General features: G+C 62.3%; 14 protein-coding genes. 7 read left to right on the forward strand and 7 right to left on the reverse strand.

Annotation, left to right across the window (positions count from 1 at the left end):
* The first annotated feature begins 13 nt into the window (after positions 1 to 13).
* The 4 genes from V7787_RS10280 to V7787_RS10295 all read left to right on the forward strand — a co-directional run bounded on the left by V7787_RS10280 (position 14) and on the right by V7787_RS10295 (position 4,860).
* Positions 14 to 1,405: an FAD-dependent oxidoreductase gene (locus V7787_RS10280; RefSeq protein ID WP_336087826.1), complete on the forward strand. Its 1,392-nt coding sequence runs from the start codon at positions 14 to 16 to the stop codon at positions 1,403 to 1,405.
* A gap of 97 nt (positions 1,406 to 1,502) precedes the next feature.
* A complete protein-coding gene (locus tag V7787_RS10285; RefSeq protein WP_003250781.1) occupies positions 1,503 to 2,216 on the forward strand; it encodes a YebC/PmpR family DNA-binding transcriptional regulator in 714 nt (237 codons plus the stop codon).
* A 137-nt stretch (positions 2,217 to 2,353) separates the two neighbouring features.
* Positions 2,354 to 3,298: a LysR family transcriptional regulator gene (locus tag V7787_RS10290; protein WP_014860856.1), complete on the forward strand. Its 945-nt coding sequence runs from the start codon at positions 2,354 to 2,356 to the stop codon at positions 3,296 to 3,298.
* A gap of 149 nt (positions 3,299 to 3,447) precedes the next feature.
* The gene (locus tag V7787_RS10295; protein WP_064490789.1) at positions 3,448 to 4,860 is read left to right on the forward strand and encodes a DOPA decarboxylase; all 1,413 of its coding nucleotides are present in this window, start codon (positions 3,448 to 3,450) and stop codon (positions 4,858 to 4,860) included.
* A gap of 113 nt (positions 4,861 to 4,973) precedes the next feature.
* On the opposite strand, the gene V7787_RS10300 is transcribed toward V7787_RS10295, so the two are convergent.
* Positions 4,974 to 6,347 carry an MFS transporter gene (locus V7787_RS10300; protein ID WP_014860854.1) on the reverse strand — a complete coding sequence of 458 codons (1,374 nt, stop codon included), beginning with the start codon at positions 6,345 to 6,347 and terminating at the stop codon, positions 4,974 to 4,976.
* 289 nt (positions 6,348 to 6,636) lie between these two features.
* Here V7787_RS10300 and quiC point away from each other — a divergent pair, with 289 nt between their 5' ends.
* Positions 6,637 to 8,544 carry a 3-dehydroshikimate dehydratase QuiC gene (gene quiC, locus V7787_RS10305; protein ID WP_003250790.1) on the forward strand — a complete coding sequence of 636 codons (1,908 nt, stop codon included), beginning with the start codon at positions 6,637 to 6,639 and terminating at the stop codon, positions 8,542 to 8,544.
* 68 nt (positions 8,545 to 8,612) lie between these two features.
* Here the strand turns inward: quiC and V7787_RS10310 are convergent, their stop codons facing one another.
* The 3 genes from V7787_RS10310 to V7787_RS10320 are packed head-to-tail and all read right to left on the reverse strand — an operon-like array spanning position 8,613 to position 11,526.
* Positions 8,613 to 9,281 carry a class I SAM-dependent methyltransferase gene (locus V7787_RS10310; RefSeq protein WP_064490788.1) on the reverse strand — a complete coding sequence of 223 codons (669 nt, stop codon included), beginning with the start codon at positions 9,279 to 9,281 and terminating at the stop codon, positions 8,613 to 8,615.
* Positions 9,282 to 9,292: 11 nt separating this feature from the next.
* A complete protein-coding gene (gene chrA, locus V7787_RS10315; RefSeq protein WP_336087837.1) occupies positions 9,293 to 10,645 on the reverse strand; it encodes a chromate efflux transporter in 1,353 nt (450 codons plus the stop codon).
* Positions 10,646 to 10,662: 17 nt separating this feature from the next.
* Positions 10,663 to 11,526, reverse strand: a complete 864-nt coding sequence (locus V7787_RS10320) for a sensor domain-containing diguanylate cyclase (RefSeq protein ID WP_104887408.1) — start codon at positions 11,524 to 11,526, stop codon at positions 10,663 to 10,665.
* Here V7787_RS10320 and V7787_RS10325 point away from each other — a divergent pair.
* Both V7787_RS10325 and V7787_RS10330 read left to right on the forward strand, forming a co-directional pair.
* Positions 11,525 to 11,758 carry a hypothetical protein gene (locus V7787_RS10325; RefSeq protein WP_064490785.1) on the forward strand — a complete coding sequence of 78 codons (234 nt, stop codon included), beginning with the start codon at positions 11,525 to 11,527 and terminating at the stop codon, positions 11,756 to 11,758. The genes V7787_RS10320 and V7787_RS10325 overlap by 2 nt on opposite strands.
* A gap of 64 nt (positions 11,759 to 11,822) precedes the next feature.
* The gene (locus tag V7787_RS10330) at positions 11,823 to 14,219 is read left to right on the forward strand and encodes a hypothetical protein (RefSeq protein WP_336087840.1); all 2,397 of its coding nucleotides are present in this window, start codon (positions 11,823 to 11,825) and stop codon (positions 14,217 to 14,219) included.
* A gap of 193 nt (positions 14,220 to 14,412) precedes the next feature.
* Here the strand turns inward: V7787_RS10330 and V7787_RS10335 are convergent, their stop codons facing one another.
* The 3 genes from V7787_RS10335 to V7787_RS10345 are packed head-to-tail and all read right to left on the reverse strand — an operon-like array spanning position 14,413 to position 18,826.
* Positions 14,413 to 15,741 (reverse strand): TolC family outer membrane protein, encoded by a 1,329-nt coding sequence (locus V7787_RS10335; RefSeq protein ID WP_064490783.1) that lies wholly within the window; start codon positions 15,739 to 15,741, stop codon positions 14,413 to 14,415.
* Between the two features lies 1 nt (position 15,742).
* Positions 15,743 to 17,083 (reverse strand): HlyD family type I secretion periplasmic adaptor subunit, encoded by a 1,341-nt coding sequence (locus V7787_RS10340; RefSeq protein ID WP_010953486.1) that lies wholly within the window; start codon positions 17,081 to 17,083, stop codon positions 15,743 to 15,745.
* Positions 17,084 to 17,089: 6 nt separating this feature from the next.
* Positions 17,090 to 18,826, reverse strand: coding sequence for a type I secretion system permease/ATPase (locus tag V7787_RS10345; RefSeq protein ID WP_198747225.1), 1,737 nt, complete (start codon positions 18,824 to 18,826; stop codon positions 17,090 to 17,092).
* Positions 18,827 to 19,226 lie beyond the last annotated feature (400 nt).

The following is a 19,226-nucleotide window of genomic DNA, read 5'->3' on the forward strand; positions in this document are numbered from 1 at the left end:
GGAAAGCGAGCGAATGAGACCCTTCTGGCTGCAACAGGCCCTGGATTCGGCGCAGGAGGCGGTATGCCCGCCGCTGCAAGGCGATACCCGTTGCGATGTGTGCATTGTCGGCGGCGGCTACACCGGCCTGTGGACGGCACTGATGCTCAAGGAAGCGGTACCGGCCCTGGATGTGGTGCTGATCGAGGCCGACATCTGTGGTGCCGGTGCCAGCGGCCGCAATGGGGGGTGTGCGTTGTCCTGGTCGGCCAAGTACTTCACCCTCGAACGCCTGTTCGGGGCGGCGGAGGCGGTGCGGCTGGTGCGCGAGTCGGAGCGCAGCATCGCAGACATCGGTGTGTTCTGCGCGGCCAATGGCATCGACTGCGACTACCGCCTGGACGGCACGCTGTACACGGCCACCAACGCAGCGCAGGTCGGTGCCACCGACGCGGTGATCGCCGCGTTGGAGCACAAGGGCATCAACTCGTTCCGCCGCTTGCCGCTGGAGCAGGTGCAGCGCCTGGCCGGTTCGGCACGGCACCTGGAGGGCTGGTTCTCGCCGTCCGCCGCCACCGTGCAGCCTGGCAAACTGGTGCGCGGCCTGCGCCGGGTGGCCTTGCAGCGCGGCGTGCGCCTCTACGAAGGCACCGCCATGACCGGCCTGGAACACGGCGCCCCGGTGCAGGTACGCACGGCCCACGGCACGCTGCGCGCCGACCGTGTCGTGCTGGGCCTCAATGCCTGGATGGCGCGCGTCTTCCCGCAGTTCGAGCGCAGTGTGGCGATCGTTTCCAGCGACATGGTCATTACCGAACCGTGCCCCGAGCTGCTGCGCCAGATCGGCCTGGACAGCGGCATCAGCGTGCTCGACTCGCGTATTTTCGTGCACTACTACCACAACACCTCCGATGGCCGGCTGATGCTCGGCAAGGGCGGCAACACGTTTGCCTATGGCGGGCGCATGTTGCCGGTGTTCGACCAGCCGTCGCCGTATCGGCGGTTGCTGCGCGAAAGCCTTGGCGGCTTTTTCCCGGCCTTGGCCGAGGTGCCACTGGCGGCCAGTTGGAACGGGCCGTCGGATCGCTCGGTAACCGGCCTGCCGTTCTTTGGTCGGTTGGACGGGCAGGGCAACGTGTTCTACGGCTTTGGTTACTCCGGCAGCGGTGTTGGCCCGTGCCACATGGGCGGGCAGATTCTTTCGTCGCTGGCGCTGGGGCTGGACAACCCGTGGACCCGGTCGCCGCTGGTCAAAGGGCCGCTGGGGCTGTTCCCGCCCGAGCCGATCCGCTACCTGGGCTCGCTGATGGTGCGCAATGCCATCCGCCGCAAGGAGCAGGCCGAAGATCGTGGTGTGCGCCCGCGAAGGCTGGACGTGCGGTTGGCGCGGTTTGCCGCGGCGGCGGGCAAAGCCGATAAAGGCTGATGAGATTTCTTGTCGATCCCATGCTCGAGGGCGTATAAAATGCACCCACTTTTGGCCGGTCGCTTCCTGAACCGGCCGCTGAAACAAGAGAGTCGACATGGGCGCACAGTGGAAAGCCAAACATAGAGAAACAGCGGCCAATGCCAAAGGCAAGATCATGGGCAAGCTGTCCAAGGAAATCCAGATCGCGGCCAAGTCGGGTGCCGATCCCGACATGAACCCGCGCCTGCGCCTGGCCATCGTGCAAGCCAAGAAGGCTTCGATGACCCGCGAGACCCTGGATCGGGCAATCCGCAAGGGTGCAGGCCTGGACGGTGATGCCGTGCAATACCATGCGGTGAGCTATGAAGGTTTCGCACCGCACCAGGTACCGCTGATCGTCGAGTGCCTGACCGACAACATCAACCGCACCGTCGCGCAGATCCGCGTGCTGTTCCGCAAGGGCCAGCTGGGTGCCAGCGGTTCGGTAGCGTGGGACTTCAACCATGTAGGCCTGATCGAAGCCACGCCTGCGAGCGCTGACGCTGATCCGGAAATGGCCGCGATCGAAGCCGGTGCCCAGGACTTCGAGGACGGTGAAGAAGAGGGCTCGACCCTGTTCATCACCGACACCACCGACCTGGACGCGGTGCAGAAGGCCCTGCCAGAGCATGGTTTCACCGTGACTGCGGCGAAAATCGGTTACACCCCTAAAAACCCGGTAAGCGCGGCCAGCCTGAGTGCTGAAGCGTTGGCCGAGGTCGAAGCGTTCCTCGAGGCGATCGACGAGCACGATGACGTGCAGAACGTCTATGTTGGCCTGACCGAGTAATCGTCGGGGCCGCGTTGCGGCCTGTTCGCGGGCAAGCCCGCTCCCGCAGGTTTTTCACGATGCTGAACCGTGTGAGAACCCTGTGAGAGCGGGCTTGCCCGCGAGAGGGCCCTTGAATTCCACCGCAGGGAGCCTGCATGAACCCCACCTTCGCCTCCCTAAGCCTCGCCCACCTGCGCACCCTCGACCACCTGTTGCAGCTTAAAAACCTCAGCCACGCGGCCGAGCGCCTGGGTGTCAGCCAATCGGCCCTGAGCCGGCAGCTGGCCCACCTGCGTGAAGCTTTCGATGATCCGTTGCTGGTGCGCCAAGGGCGTGGTTATGTGCTTAGCGAACACGCCGAAGCCTTGGTCGAGCCTTTGCGCCAGGTGCTCGAAGAACTGCACGCGCTGCGCCAGCCCGCCATCTTCGACCCGGCGCGTTGCGAGCGGCGGTTCTGCCTGGCCGCTTCGGACTATGTGGCCGAGCACATGCTGCCGCTGCTGGTGGCGGCGCTGGAGCGCGAAGCGCCAGGTGTGTCGCTGGAGTACCGCACCTGGCAGGCCGGCCAGTACGCCTTGCTGGCCAGCGGAGAAATCGACCTGGCGACCACCTTGTTCGACGAGTCGCCGCCCAACCTGCACGGACGGCTGTTGGGTGAGGACCGCGCGGTATGCCTGATGCGCCAGGATCACCCGCTGGCCGCGCAGGCCGCGCTCAGCCAGGCCGACTACCTGGCGTACAAGCATGTGCGCATTTCGGGCGGTGGCGACAAGGACAGCTTCATCGACCGGCACTTGCGTGCACAAGGCCTGCAGCGGCGGGTCAGCCTGGAAGTGCCGTTTTTCTGCGCCACGGTACAAGTGATTGCCAACAGTCAGGCAGTGGCCACGGTCCCCGAGCATATTGCCCGGCAGTTGTGCCGTTTACATCACCTGGCCTGGCGGCCACTGGGCTTCATTGACCACAGCCAGCGGTACTGGGTCGTGTGGCACCAGCGCCTGCAGGCCTCGGCCGAGCACCGCTGGTTGCGTAACCGGGTATTCGAGTTGTGGCGCCAGTCGCAGTTCGGGGTGCAGGGCGGGCATGCGGGTTCGCCATAGCAGCTATGCGGGAAGCGGGGTTATTCGGCTGGGGATAGGTGCCTAGACTGGGGCATTGTGTTGATTGTGCGGTTTCTTCGCGGCTGTAGGCGCGGGTTTACCCGCGAAAGGGCCAGCACAGGCAATGGATAACCCCCAGGAGAGCTAGCGTGACCCCCGAACAATTCCGCCAGTACGGCCACCAACTGATCGACCTGATTGCCGACTACCGCCAGACCGTGGGCGAACGCCCGGTCATGGCCCAGGTCGAACCTGGCTATCTCAAGGCCGCCTTGCCCGCAACTGCCCCTCAACAAGGCGAACCTTTCGCGGCCATTCTCGACGACGTCAATAACCTGGTCATGCCCGGCCTGTCCCATTGGCAGCACCCGGATTTCTATGGCTATTTCCCTTCCAATGGCACCCTGTCCTCGGTGCTGGGGGACTTCCTCAGTACTGGTCTGGGCGTGCTGGGCCTGTCATGGCAATCCAGCCCGGCCCTGAGCGAACTGGAAGAAACCACCCTCGACTGGCTGCGCCAGTTGCTTGGCCTGTCTGCCCAGTGGAGTGGGGTGATCCAGGACACTGCCTCGACCAGCACCCTGGTGGCGCTGATCAGTGCCCGTGAACGCGCCACTGACTACGCCCTGGTACGTGGTGGCCTGCAGGCCGAGCCCAAGCCTTTGATCGTGTATGTCAGCGCCCACGCCCACAGCTCGGTGGACAAGGCTGCACTGCTGGCAGGTTTTGGCCGCGACAATATCCGCCTGATTCCCACCGACGAACGCTATGCCCTGCGCCCAGAGGCACTGCAGGCGGCGATCGAACAGGACCTGGCTGCCGGCAACCAGCCGTGCGCCGTGGTTGCCACCACCGGCACCACGACGACCACTGCCCTCGACCCGCTGCGCGCGGTGGGCGAAATCGCCCAGGCCAATGGGCTGTGGTTGCACGTTGACTCGGCCATGGCCGGTTCGGCGATGATCCTGCCCGAGTGCCGCTGGATGTGGAACGGCATCGAGCTGGCCGACTCGGTGGTGGTCAACGCGCACAAATGGCTGGGTGTGGCCTTCGATTGCTCGATCTACTACGTGCGCGATCCGCAGCACCTGATCCGGGTGATGAGCACCAATCCCAGCTACCTGCAGTCGGCAGTGGATGGCGAGGTGAAGAACCTGCGCGACTGGGGGATACCGCTGGGCCGTCGGTTCCGTGCGTTGAAGCTGTGGTTCATGTTGCGCAGCGAGGGTGTCGACGCATTGCAGGCGCGGCTGCGGCGTGACCTGGATAATGCCCAGTGGCTGGCGGGGCAGGTCGAGGCGGCGGCGGAGTGGGAAGTGCTGGCGCCAGTACCGCTGCAGACCTTGTGCATTCGCCATCGACCGGCGGGGCTTGAAGGGGAGGCGCTGGATGCGCATACCAAGGGCTGGGCCGAGCGGCTGAATGCATCCGGCGATGCTTATGTGACGCCGGCTACACTGGACGGGCGGTGGATGGTGCGGGTTTCGATCGGTGCGCTGCCGACCGAGCGGGAGGATGTGCAGCGGCTGTGGGCACGTCTGCAGGACGTGATCAAAGGCTGAAGCCTTCGCGGGCAAGCCCGCTCTCACAGCATCGCATCAGGGCTGAAGCCTGTACGGTACCTGTGTGAGCGGGCTTGCCCGCGAAGGGGCTGCAAAGCAGCCCCTGCAATCTATCAGTGGCTCACCGCCTGAAAGCTACCTTTACGGCTGGCTTCATAGGCTGCCTTTTCCATCGGCTTGGCGTCCGGGTTGCCCAGGTCGTCCATCGCCAGGCGGTGGGTTTCCGGGGCAATGTAGGCCGCCAGGGCGCACACGCCGGTGATGAAGAAAGCCAGCCCACCGACTACCAGCGGAATGTTGTCCGAGCCGGGTGGGGCAACCATTGCGAACAGCGCAGGCAGCATGGCGGTCAGCATGGTGCCGATGTTCTGCGCGATGGCCATGGCCGTAACGCGGTAGCGGGTGTGGAACAGCTCTGGGTAGAAGCTTGGGAACACCGCGTTGTAACCCTGGTAGACCATGCCCCACATGACGATCGAGGCGGCGAACGCCATTGGCACGTTCTGGATGCTGATCGCATACAGGTAGACGAAGGCCAGCAGGCCAGAGCCCAGGCAGCCGGCGATCATGGTCGGGCGACGGCCGATCTTGTCCGACAGGTTGCCCACGAACGGGATCACCAGCACCGCGACGATGTTGCCGACCACCGGAATCCACAGGTACACGCTCTTGTCGAAGCCGATGCCATACGCCGGCTGAACCGCGTAGGCCGCACCGAAGATGGTGGCCACGACCGGGATCACGTTCATCAGGGCCATGAACATCACCAGCACCATGTGCTTCCAGCTGTGGCGGAAGGCCTCGCTGATGGGCGACTTGGCAACCTTGTCCTGTTTCTCTTCTTGAACGAACGCCGGGGTTTCGTGCACTTCCTTACGGATGATGAAGCCGGCAATCAGCACGATGGCGCTCATCAGGAACGGAATGCGCCAGCCCCATTCGGTAAAGGCTTCGCTGGGCATGAAGTAAGCCAGTGGCAGGAATACCGCCGCCGCCAGGACCTGGCCCGCTTGCACACCTTGCAGGGTGAAACTGGCGTAGTAGCCTCTTCGGCCAAACGGCGCGTGCTCCATGATCATCGAGCTGGCACCGGAAATTTCCCCGGCCACGGCAAAGCCCTGGATCAGGCGCAACACCACCAGCAAGGCCGGTGCGAGGTAGCCGATGTCGTGGTAGGTGGGTAGCAGGCCGACAGCCATGGTCGACAGGCCCATCAGGAACATGCACAGCAGCAGGACGTTCTTGCGACCGCGGGTATCACCCCAGTGGCCCAGTACGAAGGCGCCGATCGGGCGTGCCAGGTAGCCCACGCCATAGGTGGCCAACGAGGCAATGATGGCCATTTTCGGGTCGGTGTTAGGGAAGAAAATCTGCGGGAAAATCAGCGCAGCGGCCTGGGCGTAGATGAAGAAGTCGTAGTACTCGAGTGCCGAGCCTATCCATCCACTGGCGGTCGCTTTCTTTGCTTGCGAGCTGGAGTGAGCCATCGTTGTCTCCGTTGTTATTGTTGTTTGCGCAGGTTCCGCCAGAGGTTATGCCAAGGCAGGAGGCAACGGTCGGTGTGCCTGCGTCTGTGGTCCATGTTGACCACGGGCCCGCGGTCTAGCAATTCGCTAAAACGGGTTTTGTGCGATAATCGAACGCAAAACTAACCATTCCGTACAAAGAGATTGAAGCGACGACTTTACCTGCGAATAATCGATCGTGCCATAAACTGTGACAGGGGTTGTTTGCCCGAATGGCACCGTATTCCTCCAACAACAAGGAACTCCCGCCATGCAGCGTTCGATCGCTACCGTGTCCTTGAGCGGCACTCTGCCGGAAAAGCTCGAAGCCATCGCCGCCGCCGGTTTTGACGGCGTCGAGATCTTCGAGAACGATCTGCTCTATTACGCTGGCAGCCCGCGCCAGGTGCGCCAGATGTGCGCCGACCTGGGCATTGCCATCACCTTGTTCCAGCCTTTCCGCGACTTTGAAGGCTGCCGCCGTGACCGCCTGCAGAAAAACCTCGACCGCGCCGAACGCAAGTTCGACCTGATGCAGGAGCTGGGTACCGACTTGGTGCTGGTGTGCAGCAACGTCCAGGCCGATGCCCTGGGTGACGAGCAACTGTTGGTCGACGACCTGCGCCTGCTGGGCGAACATGCCGGCAAGCGTGGTCTGCGCATTGGTTACGAAGCGCTGGCCTGGGGCCGCCACGTCAACACTTACCAGCAAGTGTGGAACCTGGTGCGCCAGGCCGACCACCCGGCACTCGGGGTGATCCTCGACAGCTTCCACACCTTGTCGCTCAAAGGTGACCCCAGCGCGATCCGCGACATCCCCGGCGACAAGATTTTCTTCGTGCAAATGGCCGATGCGCCGATCCTGGCCATGGATGTGCTGGAGTGGAGCCGCCACTTTCGCTGCTTCCCAGGGCAGGGCGAAATGGACATGGCCGGTTTCCTGGCGCCGATCCTCGCCACGGGTTACCGTGGCCCGCTGTCGCTGGAAATCTTCAACGATGGCTTCCGCGCCGCACCGACCCGGCAGAATGCCGCCGACGGCTTGCGTTCGCTGCTGTACCTCGAAGAGCAGACCCGCTTGCGCCTGGAGCAGGAAAACACGCCGATCGAACCTGGCGTGCTGTTCTCCCCGCCGCCAGCCAGCGCTTATGACGGCGTGGAGTTCCTGGAGTTCGCGGTCGACGAAGCCGTCGGCGCGCGCCTGGGCAACTGGCTGAAGCGCCTGGGCTTTGCCGAAGCCGGCAAGCACCGCAGCAAAGAAGTGCAACTGCTGCGCCAGGGTGATATCAACATTGTGCTGAACGCTGAACCGTATTCCTTTGGCCACAACTTCTTCGAGGCCCATGGCCCATCGCTGTGCGCCACTGCGCTGCGGGTCAAGGACCAGCAAGCGGCCCTGAAGCGTGCCACCGCCTTCCGTGGCCAGCCGTTCCGCGGCCTGGTCGGCCCCAACGAATGCGAAGTGCCGGCGGTGCGTGCGCCCGATGGCAGCCTGCTGTACCTGGTGGAGCAGGGCACTGCCGGCCACACCCTGTACGACACCGACTTCAGCCTGGACAACAACGCAACCGCTACCGGCGGCCTGCGCCGCATTGACCACATGGCCCTGGCCCTGCCGGCCGAGTCGCTGGACAGCTGGGTGCTGTTCTACAAGAGCTTGTTCGACTTCGCCGCCGACGACGAAGTGGTGTTGCCCGACCCGTATGGCCTGGTCAAGAGCCGCGCCCTGCGCAGCCAGTGCGGCACCTTGCGCCTGCCGCTGAACATCTCGGAAAACCGCAACACCGCCATCGCCCATGCGCTGTCAAGCTACCGTGGTTCGGGCGTGCATCACATCGCTTTCGATTGTGACGACATCTTCCGCGAAGTGGCGCGGGCCAAGCTGGCAGGGGTACCGCTGCTGGAAATCCCGCTGAACTACTACGACGACCTGGCGGCGCGTTTCGATTTCGACGACGAGTTCCTCAGTGAGTTGGCGTACTACAACGTGCTGTATGACCGCGATGCTCAAGGTGGCGAGCTGTTCCACGTCTATACCGAGCCGTTCGAGGAGCGTTTCTTCTTCGAGATCATTCAGCGCAAGGCGGGGTACGCTGGTTACGGCGCTGCCAACGTTGCGGTGCGCCTGGCAGCCATGGCCAAGGCCCGTAGCGGGGCGGCGCGCAAGCCGGTGCTGTAGTCGCCTGCACCGGTCTGTCTTGTGGGAGTGGGGTGAACCCTGCTTCCACAGGATTATTGCGGCCCGATTCAGTGATGCTCAGCCACCATCAACAACGACTGCGGCACCGCGCTCTGCGGATGCTGCGGTTCCTGCAGACTGACCAGCCTCAACCCCGCCATGTCCAGCGCATTCAGCCAGCTGGCCAGGGTGCGGAAATACCAAGGCATCGGTTGCCAATCCCCGGCGAACCCGGCAAAAGACTCCTCTCGCCAGCCATCCTGATAATCCCCGCCGGCCACGCTCCACGGGTGCAGGGTCTGGATCACCAGCGCACCGCCTGGCACCAGCAAAGTACGCATGGCCGACAACAGTTCAATGATGTCCTGGTGCAACAGCGCGAAGTTGGCGCAGATCAGGTCATAGTCCTTGCCAACAGGCACCTTCGCCTCAGCCAACTGCGCATAGCTGGCCAGGTGCACCTCACCCGCGCCCGCAACTCGCGCTGCATCCACCAGGGTGCTGTCGCCGTCGACGCCCACGGCCTCGATACCCCGGTCGGCCAGCGCGCGCAGCAGCCAGCCCTCACCGCAGCCCAGGTCGAGCACCCGTTCGGGCTGGCGGCCAAGGATGGCCAGCAGGATGGCCTGGTCAGTGACCTGGCGACGGCTCTCGATGGCGCTGTTGCGTACGGCGTCGATCCAGACTTGGGCGTTATGGTGCCAACTGTCGAGCAAGGCGTCTTCAGGGTTGCGCATGATCGGCTCCATCAGCGGAAAAGATGAAGGGCGAGCCCGGCAACGGCGCAGCCGATCAACACGTGTATCACCCCGCGCTTGTAGCGGAACAGCGCCACAGCCGCCGCGAGCGCTATCACAGCCGAGGACCAGTGGAACGCGCCATCGAACCCGTTCGGCCACAGCACGTGGTAGCCGAAGAACAGCGCAAGGTTGAGGATTACCCCCACCACCGCCGCAGTGATCCCGGTCAGTGGGGCGGTGAACTTCAGTTCGTTATGGGTCGACTCCACCAGCGGGCCTCCGGCGAGGATGAACAGGAACGAGGGCAGGAAGGTGAACCAGGTCACCAGGCTCGCTGCCACTGCGCCCGCTAGGAACGCCTGGTGGGCGCCGAACATCGGCTGCAGGTAGCCACCGACGAAACCGACGAAGGCCACCACCATGATCAGCGGCCCGGGCGTGGTCTCGCCCAGCGCCAGGCCATCGATCATCTGCGTGGGCGACAGCCAGCCATAGTGGCCGACAGCCCCTTGATAGACATAGGGCAGCACCGCATAGGCACCGCCGAAAGTCAGCAGCGCCGCCTTGGTGAAGAACCAGCCCATTTGCGTCAGTGTGCCGTGCCAGCCAAAGGTCGCCATCAGCAGGCCCATGGGCAGAAGCCAAAGCGCCGCAACCGTCAGCAGCAAGGTCACCAGGCGGCCCCAGCTGAAGCAGGCGTGCGCGGGTATCGGGGTATTGTCGTCTATCAGCGCCGGGCACTGGCGGGCCCTGACTGCGCTGTGGCCCCCACCGGGCGCGAACTGTGCTGGCCGCAGCCGGCCGCCGACATAACCCAGCAGTGCGGCCGCCAGCACGATCAGCGGGAAGGGGACGTCAAGCGCGAAAATGGCCACGAACGAGGCCGCGGCAATCGCCCATAGCCAGGCGTTCTTCAACGCCCGCGTGCCAATGCGGTGGGCGGCATGCACGACGATGGCGGTCACGGCCGGCTTGATCCCTTCGAAAAGCCCGGCGACCACCGGAACTTCGCGCCAGGTCAGGTACACCCACGACAGGCCGATCAGGATGAACAGCGACGGGAGCACGAACAGAGCGCCGGCAATCACCCCGCCCCAGGTGCGGTGCATCAGCCAGCCGATGTAGGTGGCCAGTTGCTGGGCTTCGGGCCCGGGCAGCAACATGCAGTAGTTGAGGGCATGCAGGAAACGCCGCTCACTGATCCAGCGGCGCCGCTCCACCAGCTCCTGGTGCATGATCGCAATCTGCCCGGCCGGGCCGCCGAAACTGACGAAACCCAGCTTCAGCCAGAACAGCAATGCCTGGCCCAGGCCGACAGAGGCGGGTGTTTGCCCGGCAGTTTCTTGCAGGTGTTCAGCCATGCGGTGTGCCCTTGCTTTCAGCCAGTCGCAGCGCGTTGGCGCTTGATTCGGTACATGTGCCCGTCAGCATGGCGCAGTAACATGTCGGCATCGTTGCCGTCTTCGGGAAAGCGGGCCACGCCAATACTGCAGGACGGTGCATCGATGCCGGCAAACTCGGCGTCGAGCGGTTCGGCCATGACCGCGAGAATGTGCTGTACGTGCGTGGCAATGGCCTCCGGCGACGGGCAGTCGGGCAACAGTACGGTGAATTCGTCGCCGCCCATCCGCGCTACCGTGCCAGCCGCCCCTACGCAGCGTTCCAGGCGGCGGGCCAGCGTGCACAGTACCCGGTCACCCACGCTGTGGCCGTGGTTGTCGTTGATCTGCTTGAAGTCATTGATATCGAGGAACAGCAAGGCCAGCCTGCGGTTGTGACGCCGGGCCGCGGCCAGGGCGGTGTCCAGCCGTTCATTGAACATGGCGCGGTTGGCCAGCCGGGTCAGCGGGTCATGATGGGCGAGGAAGCGCAGTTCGTCTTCGGCCTTGCGCTGGGCGGTAACGTCCCGTGCCACGCCGATACGCGCCTGGGCCTCATCAGACCAGCAGGCCGACCACAGAATGTGCACCACGCTGCCGTCCTTGCGAAGGTAACGGTTGCAAAAGTCGTAGTGCGGCTGGCCGTTCATCACCCGCATGATCGAGGCGCGCGTGGCCGCGAGGTCGTCAGGGTGCATGTAGCGGGTGATCGGCGTACCGATCAGTTCGCAGGCCTCGTAGCCCAGCAGTGTCTTGCAGGCATCACTGACGAACACGATCTGGTTGTCCCTGTCGACCACGAATACCGTATCCAGCATCAGGTGGATCAGCCTGGGATACAACGCTTGCAGGTCTACGGGCATGGCTCAGGGTGTCCGCGGCAGGGTGACCGATCATAGCCTGAAGGAATACGTCGCAGCTACGGCAGCCTTCAGGGTTGGTACCACCTTCCTTGAAACCGTGAACGACCGCATCGAAAAGGGCGGTCTGTACAGCGGTGGTTCGGGCCTAGGCAGGGGCAAAATGAACCAGGTAAATGGCATGGCACCTGACAAAACTGCCAGTTGTAGCGAAATCCGTCTGCACATCAAATGAAGCGCGAGTGTTCTGAACAGCCGCTCAAGTATTTGGCTCCCGCAATGTACAAATGGAGAGTGCCATGGATTATTCAACCGAAGAACTGGTCAAGTGGTTAGGTGAAGAATCACGTCTGTTGGGCTGGGACATGGTTTTCTTCTTTGATGGAGGAAAGATTAATGCGCTATTGAAGCAAACATCCATCCGGCGCTTCAATACAGCGGATCGTTTACCGCCCATTTCCGGATTCATCAGCAACGGGCCTGACTATCGTTTTGCCTTGTCCAATTGTAATCTCACTTTGCCTAGGTTGATTTTCGATGTGAACCTTGCCGGTAACAGGGCGCACCTGCTGATGACAATTGCTGAAGCCAATGTGTACTCGCTGATGTACAAGAGTCAACAGTGGCAAGTGCGCCAGTTGGATGTGCTAGGGGGTGTGCAACACGCTGATCTGAGTCTGGACATTGATCTGGAGGCGTCTGGTGGCCACGTGGATGAAACTGACACGATCAGTCTGGATCTCAGTGAAACGGAAAATTTTTCCATGCCGTGCTACACCGGCGAGACGCGCTTGTTGACCGAGTTTTTCAGGCAGAAATTTTCGGCGCTGCCTGATGAACAGCGTCAGTTTCCGATTGGCCATTTGTCAAAGCTCAATGTCGATTTGCATCGCCCCGTCTCGTTTAGCCTGCGTACCCAGGCCAGGGGAAGGGGGCCCACCGATGTGGAGGGTGCAGTCGTGCTGTTTGTCGATATGAAGGATGGAGCGGGAGGGAATTTTCCTGGCGCGGATTACAAGTACGCAATACCCAATGACGGTGACTATTCGGCAACCGTCCTGTTCAACACGGAACGGTTGTTGCTCGCGCAGTTCGTAAGCGCCTTGAGCCGTGTGATCAAGAATGCTGAGTTTGAGTTGCTCCGGCGTGATGGTGATTTACCGAAAGTTGTCTGCAAGGCGGGATATATTACACTGCCGCACCAGTGGGTTGACGAGACGGTAGCGATTCCTGCGTTTGGCACTCATTGGACAGTGACGGGGACTTTTGAGTTTTTGGAAGCCAACATAGACATGGCCGATGCGTTGACCATCAGCAATGTAGATGATCAGTGGAAGATGAGTCTGTCCATGCGTGGCAACCTGACGGTCGGGTTTAGTAATATCGATGACGCCACGGGTGAAATACGAAACAGACTGGTCTTCGAAGACTTTGACCTGGATGACTTCCTGGCGCGTGTGCAAGCAGATTTTCACTATGAAGCAGAGTTGACATACAGCTTTGATCCCGAAGGCGTGACACAACTGGTGTGCGAATCCTATGAATTTTCCGAGCGGGTTGGCTTTCAACCGGTTTTTGGCGACATAAAGCCTCCGCCTGCACGTGATTCTTCCGGCTCCGCGAGCGAGTTTCTCGCGTATTTGGTAAAGCCGGCGATGGGCTTGTTAAGGCAGTCGCTCAGGAAACGTCTTACCAGTTTTGGTACTTCGGGGTTTGTCTCGCTTCAGGATGGTTTGGTGGAAAACCTGAAAACCAATCTGATTTTCGAGTCTCGCACAAGTAAAATAGCGAGCGATGTGCTGAGGTTAAATTTTCAGAGCATTTTTACGGGGACAAAACTCTTGGCCCCGCACGATATAGCTTTTTTCGGCAAGGTAAATCCCGCTGCTGGTTATTTCAACGTCAGTCCGATGGAAACTACCCTGCTCGCAGGTAAAACCACGAAATTCGAGGCCGAGCCTGCCTGGGCGCGGGTACGTTGGTCCGTTGAGGCCGTTTCCGGCATTGCAGAAGGTGTTCCTCTTTCTATCAACGGAGGCTTCTTTACCGCACCCAGTGCCAGCGACATGACAAAGTCATGCGCACACCTGCTGGTAACAGCCACCAATATTTTGATTCCGGCAATTCAAAGCAAGGCCTTGATCACCGTGGTTCGCGAAATGCTGCAAGCCAACCCTGCGGTTGTGGTTGCCCAGGCAGGCAGAAACGTCGATTTCAATGCCTGGACGCTCGGCAATCCTGCGACCTTGCAATGGCGTTATCAGGACGAACCTGTGGGCACGGGGCAGGCAGTGACGGTCACCAGCCCAGCCGACACGGGCACGGTTGCTTATGTCGTCGAAGAAATCCAGGTGACAGACCCTGAAAGCCAACAAACCAGTACCTGTGTACTGATCACCGAGATGGGGCAGTTGACGCCCATGACGCTGAGCGCCACTGTTGACCCGGCTGGTACGAAAGCGGTGTTGGATGTCAGTCAAACCCCGTTCCCGCCGGAGGGCTTCAACTGGGAGGTGCGCTACGGACCCGGTAGCGTTTCGGCAGGAGTTTATACACCGGGTATAGACGAGACAGCCCGCTTCGCATTGATAAGCGCAACCTTCGATAGCGGTGATTACGGTGTTTTCGAAGGGTATGTCCTGCTAGTCCTGCCACTTGCCGAACACCGAAATATCACAAGCGTTCAGGCAGATTGAACGATGGGTAGATGGTATCAACCCCCACTGCGCCAATGAGCGTTGACCAGGCCCTGGCGCCACGCGTAATACTCCGCGCCCACCGGCGCGCTGCTGATCAGCCTTGGGGACCGTTGCCACCGGTCAGGCCTTGCTGGCCTGTTCGCAGTTCAAGGCTGCTCGTGCAGGGACACTGCATGGCTTGAGGTGGCTATCAATTGCTGACTATCAGCTCCGGCCCCAGGTAATCATTGATCTGCTCGATATCATCATCCCCCAGGCTGCCCACCGACGAGGCCAGCCGCAGGCGCGACATCAGGTAGTTGAGCTTGGCCTCGAACAGGTCATGGCGGGCGTCATACAGCAGCTCCTCGGCATTGAGCACATCCGAGTTGGTGCTGGTGCCACCTTCCTTGAAGCCCTTGCGGGTCGAGGTCAGCGAACGTTCGTTGGAGGCCACGGCCTTTTCCAATGCTTGAATGCGCAGGGCGCCACTCTGTACGCCACGGTATTCGCGGGTCGTGTTGGAAATCACCTCCTGGCGAGTGGCGTCCAGCTCATCCAGGGCCTTGGAGCTGTTGGCGCTGGCCTGGCGGGACAGGGCACTGGTGCTGCCACCGCTGTACAGCGGGATGTTCAGCTCCAGCCCGATCGAGCTGTAGTGGTTGCGCTGGTTCAGCTCGGAAATCGACTGGCTGCTGCCCGCGGTGTAGCCCGCCACGAAATCCAAGGTCGGGTAATGCCCGGCGCGGGCGCGGTTGACTTCTTCCTCGGCCAGCGCGTAGCTGTGCCGGCGTGCATGAATCAGCGGGCTGTCAGCCTGGGCCTTGACCAGCCACTCCTGCAGGTTGCCCGGCATCAGCGGCGGGGTGCTGAAGCTCGCCTGCAGGGTGGTCAACGCCTGCGGGGTTTCACCGATGTATTCCTCCAGCTTGCGCCGGGCGTTGACCAGGTTGTCCTGGGCGTCGATCAGATCGGCCTCGGCCAGGTCGCGCCGGGCCACCGACTCGTCGACGTCGGTGATGGTGCCGGCGCCCAGTTCCTTGCGCCGCTTCGCCGATGCCAGCTGTTCCTCGAACGCGTTCAGCTTGGCCTTGGCCAGGGTGATGGTTTCGCTGGCCAGCAGCACGTCGAAGTAAGCGTCGGCCAGGCGCACCGCTGCGTCCTGGCTCTTGGCATCGAACACCGCCACGCTGTAGTCGGCGCGTTGCTGGCCCTGGCGGTACTCGGCCATCTTCTGCTTGTTGAACAGCGGCTGGCGCAGGCGCACGTTGGCGCCCTTGGAGTCATAGTCGAGGTCATTGTCCTGGCCATTCTGGCGCTGGCTGCCATTGACCTGGTTGAAGTAGGCCGAGGCGTTGATCTGCGGCAGCAGGCCGGCCTCGCCGATGGCGCGGTTTTCGCCACCGGCTTGTTTCTCATGCACGGCAGCGCGGTAGATCGGGCCCTGGTACTGCAACAGGTCCCAGGCTTGCTTCAGGTCCATGGCACTGGCCTGTACGGCAACTCCCAGCAGGCACACCATCAGGCATGGGCGTTTCATGTCATTGCTCCTTGAACGCAGCGTCCACACGTTCGAGCATTGGTTTGAGCAGGTAGCTGAGCAGGTTGCGCTCGCCGGTCTTGATGGTGACGGTGGCAGGCATGCCGGGGCGGATGTGGTTGCTGCCCAGCAAGCCCATGCCGGCCGGCGTCACTTCGACCTGGGCCAGGTAGAACGGCTGCTTGCTTTCTTCGTCGAGCAGCCGGTCGGCGGAAATGGTTTTTACCCGGCCGGGAATGTTCGGTGTCTGCGCATGGTTGAAGGCCGGGAAAGCGATGTCCACGGCAAGGCCTGGGACCATCTTGTCGATCGCCTGCACCGGGATCATCGCATCGACCTGCAGCGGTTGGTCGAGCGGCACCACTTCCATGATCTTGGCGCCGGGCTGGATGATGCCGCCGACCGTGGCGATGCTCAGGCCCTGGACCATGCCGTCGATCGGCGAGCGGATCACCGTGTGGGTCACTTCATAGTCCAGTGCGCGCAAGCGGTCGGCCAGGGTGGTGTTTTCCTTGGCGGTATCGGTCAGTTGCGACTCCACCTCTTTCAGGTAGTCGTGCTGGCGCTGCAGGATGCGCAGCTTGATCTCGGTGGCCTGGCTGCGCGCCCGGGCAATGTTATTGAGGTTTTCGGCCTGGCCGGCGGACAGGTCGGCATTGCTGCGTTCCAGCTCCAGCAGGCGGTTGCGGGGTACATAACCTTCGGCGGCCAGTACCCGAGTGCCTTGCAGTTCCTGGTTGAGGAAGCCGATCTGCGAGGCGCGGGCGCCGTACACCTGCTGCAGGCCCTTTAGTTGCACTGCCGAGGCCGTGAGGTTTTCTTCAAGGATGCTCAGTTCACCGGCAAGGCCCGCGCGGCGGGTATCGAGCAGGCGCTGTTGCAGGTCCATGGCGGCCAGCAGGCGTGGGTCATTGGCGTAGTGTTCAAGCAGGGCAGGGTCGAACGTGACGGTATCGCGGCCATCGCGCTCGGCTTCCAGGCGGTTTTCCACGGTCTTGCTGACGATGTACTGGGCGCTGAGTGCGCCTTGTTCGGCCACTGCACGCAGGGCATCGAGGCGCACCACTTCCTGGCCTTTCTTCACCACATCGCCTTCGCGCACCATGATCGCTTCAACGGTGCCACCGCTCAGGTGCTGGACCGCCTTTCGGTTGCTGGTGACCTTGACCGTACCGGTGGCGACCACGCCGGCGTCCAGTGGCGCCAGGCAGGACCACAGCAGGAAGCCGCCGAAGCCGGCAATGACCAGCCATACGCCCCAGCGTACCGGGCGGCCCGCGTCCAGGTCGATCAGGTGGCTGCTCTCGGCGGGGATCAGTTCGGCATGTTGAGTCATCTGCATGGTCGGTTACTCCCGTACTTTGACCGAAGCCAGCGGTGCCGCAGCCGTTGCCGGAATCACCGCGGCCTTGCGCAGCGCGGCGAACACTTCGTCGCGGCTGCCAAGCATGTGCACACCGCCGTCGCGCAGCATCAGTATCTGGTCGACTGCGCACAGCACATTGGGCCGGTGGGAGATCAGCACCACCGTGGCGCCGCGTGCCTTGAGCTCGGCCAGGGCATCGACCAGGGCTTTCTCACCCACGTCATCGAGGTTGGCGTTGGGTTCGTCCAGCACCACCAGGTTGGGCTCGCCATACAGGGCGCGGGCCAGCGCGATGCGTTGCTTCTGGCCGCCAGACAATGGGCTGCCATCGGCGGCCAGGCGGGTGTCGTAACCCTGCGGGAAGCGCAGGATCATGTCGTGTACACCGCTGCTGCGGGCGGCAAGGATTACCTTGTCGCTGTCCACCTCGGCAAAGCGGGCGATGTTTTCGGCGATGGTGCCTTCGAACAGCTCCACGTCCTGCGGCAGGTAGCCCAGCCACGGGCCCAGTTCGGCCTTGTTCCAGGTGAAGATATCGGCGCCGTCCAGGCGCACCTTGCCGGCCTGGGCCGGCCACACACCTACCAGCAGGCGGGCGAGGGTGGACTTGCCCGAGGCCGAAGGGCCGATGACACCCAGGCTGTCACCCGGGGCCAGGCTGAAGCTCACCCCGCGTACGATGCTGGTGCTGCTGCCAGGGGCGCCGGCGATCACGTTCTCCACGGCCAGCATGCCCATTGGCCGCTGCAGCGACATGCTCGGTGGCCGTTGCGGGTAGTCCTGCAGCAGGTCATTGAGCCTGCCCCAGGCCAGGCGGCAGCCCAGCAGTTGCTTCCACGCGGCGATCACCTGTTCCACCGGGCCCAGGGCTCGGCCGGTCAGGATCGAGCAGGCGATCATCATGCCGGGGGTGATCGTGCCCTCGATCGCCAGCAGCGCGCCGGTGCCGAGGATCAGCGATTGCAGGGTGATGCGCACGAAGCGCCCGGTGCTGCTGATCAGCGCCGCGCGGTCGGAGGCCAGGGTCTGCATCTGCAGGATGCGCAAGTGGCCCTGGTACCAGCGCTTGCCGATTGACGGCAGCATGCCCATGGCTTCGATCACTTCGGCGTTGCGCAGGTTGTTGTTGGCGTAGCTGGCCGACGACATGGCTGCCTGGTTGGCTTCGGCCAAGGGTTTTTGCGTGGCCTTTTCAGTGAGGTAGGCCAGGCCGACGAGGATCAGCGAGCCAATCGTGGTGACCAGCCCGAGCCACGGATGGATCAGGTAGCAAACCAGCAGGTAGATCGGTGTCCAGGGGGCGTCGAAGAACGCGAACAGGCCGTTGCCGGTGAGAAACTGCCGAACCTGCGCCAAGTCCTGCAGGGCCTGGGCCGGGTTACCGCCGGCACGGCTCAGGTTGCGTTCGAAGGCAGCGCTGAAGAGGCGCCGGTTCAGGCTCATGTCCAGGCCGTTGCCGACCCTTATCAACACCCGGGTGCGAACCATCTCCAGCGCCGACATCAGCAGGAACAGCCCGACCACCAGCAAGGTGAGCATTCCCAACGTCGTGACGTTGCGGCTGACCAGGGCGCGGTCATACACCTGCAACATATAAATGGCTGGCGTCAACATCATGACGTTTATCACGCCGCTGAAGGCGGCCAGGGCGTAGAAGCTGCGGCGCAAGCGAAACAGCACGTCGGCCAGTTCGGAGCGGGTGCGTGGTGGCTTAGGCATCGGAGGCCTCCCTTTATCACAAAACGGGAAGCCCTTGCGGCGCCCCGTACAACGGCTGTTGTGGCTTCTTGGTCGGCTCGCAGGCGGGTCGCACTGATGGCGATATTGCCCAAACGCTGCGTTGCTCCCACAGACAGCAGCGTAGGTTGCAACGAAACATCCAGTAATATCATTTCGCTCTATAAATACTTTGAACTTTTTATAAGTTGCAGAAAAACAGTGAGTTGCATCGCATTATCATCGCCTAACATTTTTTTTGACGAAATATTGACAAGCTTTTGGCCTACGACTTTAGTCTGAAGTATTCGGGCCCTGTGCGAGCTGGGATCGATGCACGTGCGTTACACCTGTTGCGCACGGTTTACAGGGGCCCTCCGCAACGGGGTGCCTGCTTGCCAAG

The organism is Pseudomonas sp. CGJS7 (assembly GCF_036961695.1).

Bases quoted from the DNA above. Each gene is read 5' to 3' on its own strand.
- V7787_RS10280 (WP_336087826.1), top strand. From the start codon at position 14: ATGAGACCCTTCTGGCTGCAACAGGCCCTGGATTCGGCGCAGGAGGCG.
- V7787_RS10285 (WP_003250781.1), top strand. From the start codon at position 1,503: ATGGGCGCACAGTGGAAAGCCAAACATAGAGAAACAGCGGCCAATGCC.
- V7787_RS10290 (WP_014860856.1), top strand. From the start codon at position 2,354: ATGAACCCCACCTTCGCCTCCCTAAGCCTCGCCCACCTGCGCACCCTC.
- V7787_RS10300 (WP_014860854.1), bottom strand. From the start codon at position 6,347: ATGGCTCACTCCAGCTCGCAAGCAAAGAAAGCGACCGCCAGTGGATGG.
- quiC (WP_003250790.1), top strand. From the start codon at position 6,637: ATGCAGCGTTCGATCGCTACCGTGTCCTTGAGCGGCACTCTGCCGGAA.
- V7787_RS10310 (WP_064490788.1), bottom strand. From the start codon at position 9,281: ATGCGCAACCCTGAAGACGCCTTGCTCGACAGTTGGCACCATAACGCC.
- chrA (WP_336087837.1), bottom strand. From the start codon at position 10,645: ATGGCTGAACACCTGCAAGAAACTGCCGGGCAAACACCCGCCTCTGTC.
- V7787_RS10325 (WP_064490785.1), top strand. From the start codon at position 11,525: ATGGCTCAGGGTGTCCGCGGCAGGGTGACCGATCATAGCCTGAAGGAA.
- V7787_RS10320 (WP_104887408.1), bottom strand. From the start codon at position 11,526: ATGCCCGTAGACCTGCAAGCGTTGTATCCCAGGCTGATCCACCTGATG.
- V7787_RS10330 (WP_336087840.1), top strand. From the start codon at position 11,823: ATGGATTATTCAACCGAAGAACTGGTCAAGTGGTTAGGTGAAGAATCA.
- V7787_RS10335 (WP_064490783.1), bottom strand. From the start codon at position 15,741: ATGAAACGCCCATGCCTGATGGTGTGCCTGCTGGGAGTTGCCGTACAG.
- V7787_RS10340 (WP_010953486.1), bottom strand. From the start codon at position 17,083: ATGCAGATGACTCAACATGCCGAACTGATCCCCGCCGAGAGCAGCCAC.
- V7787_RS10345 (WP_198747225.1), bottom strand. From the start codon at position 18,826: ATGCCTAAGCCACCACGCACCCGCTCCGAACTGGCCGACGTGCTGTTT.